Annotated in this window: 4 protein-coding genes; all 4 read right to left on the bottom strand. The window is 41.0% G+C overall.

All coding sequences use genetic code 11. From position 1 onward, the window contains the following. Positions 1–784: hypothetical protein (locus tag L4D05_RS23865; protein WP_428795479.1), on the bottom strand; the 784-nt coding region annotated here is incomplete at its 3' end. A 107-nt stretch (positions 785–891) separates the two neighbouring features. Further along, positions 892–1,371 (bottom strand): hypothetical protein, encoded by a 480-nt coding sequence (locus L4D05_RS23860; protein ID WP_428750253.1) that lies wholly within the window; start codon positions 1,369–1,371, stop codon positions 892–894. Between the two features lie 136 nt (positions 1,372–1,507). Next, positions 1,508–2,704: a site-specific integrase gene (locus tag L4D05_RS23855; RefSeq protein ID WP_428795478.1), complete on the bottom strand. Its 1,197-nt coding sequence runs from the start codon at positions 2,702–2,704 to the stop codon at positions 1,508–1,510. Between the two features lie 279 nt (positions 2,705–2,983). Next, positions 2,984–3,763, bottom strand: coding sequence for a DUF2321 domain-containing protein (locus tag L4D05_RS23850; RefSeq protein WP_428795477.1), 780 nt, complete (start codon positions 3,761–3,763; stop codon positions 2,984–2,986). Between the last annotated feature and the right edge of the window lie 795 nt (positions 3,764–4,558).

Below are 4,558 nucleotides of genomic sequence, written 5' to 3'. Positions count from 1 at the left end.
GTTTAACCGAATCCAACCGGTTATTGGTAACCGTTGAAGCACTAACGTTAGGGTTAACGTAATGCGTTACAGTACTGCCTTGAGCGTTGCCTAACGGTTGAGCTAACGCATTAGAATTGCACTGCGTAACCTGTTCCTGCTTGGTTGGAGCGTTAAAAGCTCGGATTGAGTCATGACCAAACACTTTAGCAATGTCATCTAGGTTCAACCTTAAATGCTCTGGTTGAATTTGAATGGGATAGCTTTTTAGATAAGATTTATTTACAGGATGCTTATCGAGCAGCTTTTGAACTGACGTAGACTGAGATTCAGACGGAAAATTGTCGGCGTAAAGCTCACAAAACTTATGCACGCTGCTAGCAAAATTCGGTACAACAGCAAGCTTTGTATAGGCGGCAGTACCCTGTTTAGCCTTTGGCGGCATTGTCTCTGAATAATGGATATTTAACACATCGGGTTTACCAAACACTTGAGGAACCGAACGCCAATTGCGAATATTCGACGGTTGAAGAACAGCGCAAACATTAGTGCTATGCTTTTTCAAAGTAATAGCAAACCGCTTGGAATCCTGAGGGGTAAGTTTTACAACCCCTACATAATCGAATACAGCAGCGACAACTCTTTGCCCATCTAATCTAAATAGTGCTCCAAAATTGGTTTCATCAACCCAAGCACACAATTGAAGGTTCCCCTCTTCAATCGCCCCCAACACATCCCATTTGGTTAAGTGCGTTTTATTTGAGATCTCTTCAAGCCTGATAAACTGACGTTGAATTAGGGTCACTTTTAGCACTCCTTGCTACTAAATACGACCACCAAAATACTGTAATTAACAACAGTATGCAACAATGTCACAACCAATGGCTAGGCATGGAAAACCCGAAGGCTACATTAATTTACATATGTTGATAGTGACCTTTCAAGTTTACCTGTACTCACACAATGCCCCCTCGTACTGATGTTAGCTCCAGTATCCCAATTGCGAGCACGAACCACTATTTCGCCGTTCAGGTTCATTTGCACAGTAGCAGAGTTATCCTCTTGTTCACGAACCAACACATTCAAAGATATTGTTCTATCAGAACTCAGGATTTGATATGTACCAGTCCCTACGACTTGACCACATAAAGCTTCACCATTATCTACGGTTAACCTGTGCTTAGCTGTAACAATACCCGATTGCTTATCCAGTTTATCGATTGTGATATGGTGTTCAGCAAACCAATCAACCACTCTTGTCCAAGCGTAATCATACCCTTTATCGGTCATAAAACGATTCTCTACGACTCTAGGCTCCGGATGGATTATATCGACAGACGCGGCACAGCCAGACAAAAGTGAAACTAATAACAAAGATAAAAATGGGCGCATGGTTTCCTCACAACTAAAAAATTGTGGTGAATATTGCCATAAGGAAACTATTCAGTCTCATTGCTTAGATCATTAAGCTCAATGATTTACCATGCGTTTTGTAACATCACATTTCAGGCACACAAACAAATATTGATTAGCCTATCAAGCTTATCGCTGCGGCTTTTTGCTCAGGGGCTAAATGAGCATAGCGGAGTGTCATTTTTAAATCTGAGTGTCCCAATAATTCACGGACGATATTTAAATCAACTCCAGCCATAACAAGCTTACTGGCAAAATGATGACGTAAGTCGTGAAACCGAAAGTTCTCAATTTTTGCTCCCTTCAAGGTTTGCTCCCAAGGATGCTGAAAATAATCGATGGCTTTACCCATATGAACTAAGACATGTTCAGTATCGGGATGTTGGTCGCGCCAAGTTTCGAGCATGTTATATAGCGTATCGTTAAGCGGAATCGTCCGTTTCTTCTTCGACTTTGCATTCTCTGAACTAATCGTTAGATAACGGTTCTCCATTGAGACATGATCCCAACGCAACGAGAGCATTTCACCTTTTCGCATACCAGTATTCACCGCCATGACAATCAAAGGTTCGAAATAATCAATGTAACGCTCTGTTGGCATCACATTCGTTCTATTACATTGCTCTTGCCTTAAACGCTCATCACGCTGTTGTATTTGTTCGAATAGTGCAGATTCTTGCTCTTTAGAGAGATAACGAACCAAAGTATTATCTCTTTTGATAAGCTTCACTTTATCAAGGTTATGCCCTTCGAGGAGTTCCCACTCAACCGCACGATTCATTGCAGCTTTAAAGCGGTTAAACACACTTGTGATTGTTGAAGGCGCACGACCTAACTTACTGCGTTCTGTTACCCATTGTTGAACTTCGAAAGCGGTGATATCTGCTATCGGCTTCTTCGCCAGATGAGCAAAGCCATTCTTAATCGAGATATAGGATTTTTCAGCTTGTTTCGGGTTAAGGCCAATTAAGTAATCTTTGTAGTACTCTTCCAAGAAACGCTCTAGCGTTAAGCCTTTGCGCTGTTCTTGCTTTCTGGTTTCATTCCGACTTTCGTGAACATCCTCACCACTAGCAACCTGACCCGCTTTTTCTTTGGCTAAATCACGAGCCTGCGCTGGCGTTAACGAAGTCGCAGCACCTAACAGAAAATTTCGTTGCTTACCGTTGAGTCGATAATAGAGATAGTATTTAACAATACCCTTTGGAGAGATACGAGCGTGAAATCCGCTGATTTCGGTGTCGTTTAATCGACCTTGCTCAATGGTCAAATTCTTGATGGTGGTGTTAGTGATTTTTTGCTTCAGTGCCATAACGTCCAACCCCTGTGTAGCGAATATGTAGCAAAAATATTATATACAGAGGGATCTCAACGGACAACAGTGAACAAGAGAAATAAACCCAAGTATATGTTTTTTAATGGATTTTAGTTTAATGGCGTTCATTGCGGTTCACAAGAAGACAATAGCCAAACGCACGCTTAAGTGGTGAGTGACGCCCCACCGAACCTAATTTGACCACCGCAAACACAAAATCCAACATTGACGCAAAAGTGCTGAGCGTTACGAATCCACTTGAAGCGTTTGTTATGCCTAATGTCCCTTAGGTACAATAAGTACTTTTATTTCGAAGTCATCATCTTTACTGTTTAGGTCGTTTTCTAACCCTCTTGGATTAGATACCCAACCTTCAGGGTCGTAGACAAAACATAGAAGCTTTTTACAGTCAGGGTGCGACCTATATCTTTGAGAGTCAATTATAAGCTGCTCACCAACATGTTTAGATTTTAAGCTTTTACGTGTTTTCTTAACTTCGATAATGATCTGTTCTTGCTTAAGCAAAAAATCAACTCTGGAACAACCACCCGCATAACTAGGTGTCCATTCTTCAGGACGTATATCATCAAAGTAAATATGTAGTAAAGAATGCAGTAAATCTTGAGTATCGTACTCGTCCTCAATGACCAATGTATCACGCTCGTTGTATCTTGATTTTAACTGCTTAGCTATCAGGTGAAACCTTGAACAAATCTGCTCAACCAAACTCAGATGATCAATCTCATCATTACCTACAACTTGCTCGATAACTTTTTCTTTAGCTTTAGTCCAAGGATAAGGAGCTCCGCAATTTTCACAATGACTTGGAACGGGTGTGGAGAACCCAATTGCAACTACACCATCTGTATGGTAATCGCCAGGTATTCCCGAGTTACATTCGGGACATTGATGAATGGTTCTTTCTCCACAAACAGAGCAGAAGTCTTTTCTAAACTGAGGAGACGAGTTAAAATTATCAGTTATTTGATGCCCATTTAAGCACACTTGCTGTGTATCGTGATATCCCACATTCTCTCTCCATCTGTTTTTAGGCATAACGCCCTGCTAAGTGGCGCTAACGACCAACTAACCAAGCGCACTTAACTTTAAACCAAAACCGCCAAGCTTATGGCGTCCACTTGAGTAGTTTGTTATGTGCCTTTCCTATGCCTTTTATCAATTACAGAAATGACTAACGTACCAAACCACAACCCACAAAAAAGAACCACGAAACCACTAAAACGCAGCTCCATTACATAAGCGGTGAACAATGATGGATAAAACAAAAGTAAGTTTATGAAATAGCCATAAAAGGTCATTTCGTCGAACGACTGATTGTCTGAATTACTCTTAGATAAAGCCATTGAAAGCAATAAGGTAGGCATAGATAGACTAACCGACAGTAGCAAGAGCTTGATAACTCCGGCAGATATAAACAGCTCTCTATGATAAAGAAAAACCATTAGCAGCCCGGGAGCAATAAGAGCTGAAATTAAAGCTAATGAGTATATAAGTTTGTGAGAACTCAGTGTTTTGAGTTCTCTCAGTAACTCCGACATTTTTGTACCTCTAAAAACATAACGCCTTGTTAAGTAGCAGCTAACTACCACCACACTCAGACAAGACCACCGTAATCACTAAACTCAACCAAACCAAAATCGCCAACTGTTAGCTGTCTGCTTGAACAATTTGTTATGCATACGTCTCCACGAAACGTACCTCGTTGATCGCTCACAGGGGCATCTTCTCGAATTTAGGGATATTGTCACTTAAGAAACCCTCATCCCAATCAGCTCTTGAGCTAACAAAAACATGTGCCGATACACTTGTATTAGTAACATCTGTTATTAA

It is taken from the genome of Vibrio nomapromontoriensis, assembly GCF_050337205.1.
GTDB lineage: Bacteria > Pseudomonadota > Gammaproteobacteria > Enterobacterales > Vibrionaceae > Vibrio > Vibrio nomapromontoriensis.
This window is presented reverse-complemented; position numbering and strand designations above follow the sequence as displayed.